This is a genomic window from Vibrio sp. 2-Bac 85, assembly GCF_037546705.1.
Classification (GTDB): domain Bacteria; phylum Pseudomonadota; class Gammaproteobacteria; order Enterobacterales; family Psychromonadaceae; genus Psychromonas.
On sequence record NZ_JALAAB010000042.1, the window covers coordinates 1 to 1,650 of the forward strand.

Below are 1,650 nucleotides of genomic sequence, written 5' to 3' on the forward strand. Positions count from 1 at the left end.
CGGTGTTTTTCAAGACAGTTGGCACTCATTAGCTAATTTTTATGCTGCTTCTTTCATAGGAGTATCTGGATTTAATGTGACAGCTCCAATTGCATTACAGTCTTGAACCTCACCAGACCAACGCAGTGGTTTTTTAGCCCTAGCATCTAGTAATACGATTTTTCTCTTATTCAGTATGTCAGTATCCAAACCATCATGGCGTTCACTAGGTGTAACGAACTTGATTCTGCTGTGCTTGTGCTCCGTGTTATACCAGGTCACAAAACCTTGCACCCAATCTCGTACCTCACTCAAGTCGCTAAACCCATGAGATGGCCAATCAGGTCGATATTTTAGCGTCCTAAATGTAGATTCAGAATACGGGTTATCGTTACTCACTCTTGGTCTGTTATATGATGGCGTAACACCGAGCTCTTCCATTTTTACTTTCATCGTTACCGCTTTCATTGGTGCACCATTATCAGAATGTAAAACGAGCGGGTTACGACCCGTTTTCTCTCGCCAGCAGGTTCGCTCAAGTAACTCACCAGCCTTGATGCCACACTCGTTTTCATGCACCTCATAGCCGACTATTTTTCGACTATAAATATCTTCTATCATGTATAGATAATAATATTGACCCCGCACTTTTGAGTGGCAGTAAGTGATATCCCATGACCACACCTCATTCGCTTTATTAGCGGTATATGTGGTTGGTTTACTGACTTTTTTACGGACTTTACTACGCCCTCGATGAACGAGTTGACCAACCTGTTTCAGAACCCGATAAAACGTTGATACTGACGCGATATATACCCCCGCATCCAGTAATGTAGGCACTATTTGAGAAGGGGGTAAACTGGCGTATTCTTTGCTGTTACAGATCGCTAAAACTGATGCCCGTTCAGCATCAGTTAACTTATTTTTCGGCTCAGGTCTATCAGCATCAACGCGCCTATCTCCAACCGTCAAAGCATCTTCTTTTATCCAGCGACGATAGGTTCTCAGGCTTATTCCTACTTCAGAACAAGCAATTTTTTTTCTAGCACCTGCTGTAAAAGCGTTATTGATCAGAATAATTAACTTTTGTCGCTCAAGCAGTGGCGTTAGCTCTCCTCGTCCTCCTGGTCGTAGAGAGCGCTCAACTTTTTTCTGAGCACCAATATGGCAGCAGTTTCAGCAAGTGCCTTATCCTTGCGTCTCAACTCTTTTTTTAATGCCTTGATCTCGGCTTTATCATCTTTAGCCTCTTTAATACTGGCTTTGCTGCTTACTTTTTTTGTTTGCATGCCTTGCACAAACTCACTTTTCCAAGCTTTTATTTTCTCTGGATAAAAGCCATTCTCACGACAATACTTTGCCAATTCAGATTCAGTTAATGGGCTAGTTTCAATAATAATTGCAAGTTTCTTTTCCGCCGTTAAAGACGTTGAATTAGACATAGTTACACCGTTGCTTTGAGCTGTTTTTAGCCAAGTATATAAAGTGCTACAGTGTATGCCTTCTTCATCAGCAACTTCAACTACTGACCTTGATTGCGGTGGTAATACTTTACTTAAGACTGCTTCTTTTCTTTCTGGTGAATATCGATTCATTCAAATCTAAATTACCGCTCCCTGTCTTTATTATTAAGTGAAAACTAAGGGGTGACAACTAGTCTGACACAGGGGG

Annotated in this window: 1 protein-coding gene; it reads right to left on the reverse strand. The window is 41.5% G+C overall.

Annotated features, from left to right (window positions below):
- Positions 1 to 39 precede the first annotated feature (39 nt).
- Positions 40 to 1,574 (reverse strand): IS3 family transposase gene (locus tag MT390_RS19635; RefSeq protein WP_499442897.1). Its coding sequence is split into 2 segments (ribosomal slippage): positions 40 to 1,124 and positions 1,124 to 1,574, totalling 1,536 coding nucleotides; the frame shifts between segments, so codons are not numbered across the junction.
- Positions 1,575 to 1,650: the final 76 nt, after the last annotated feature.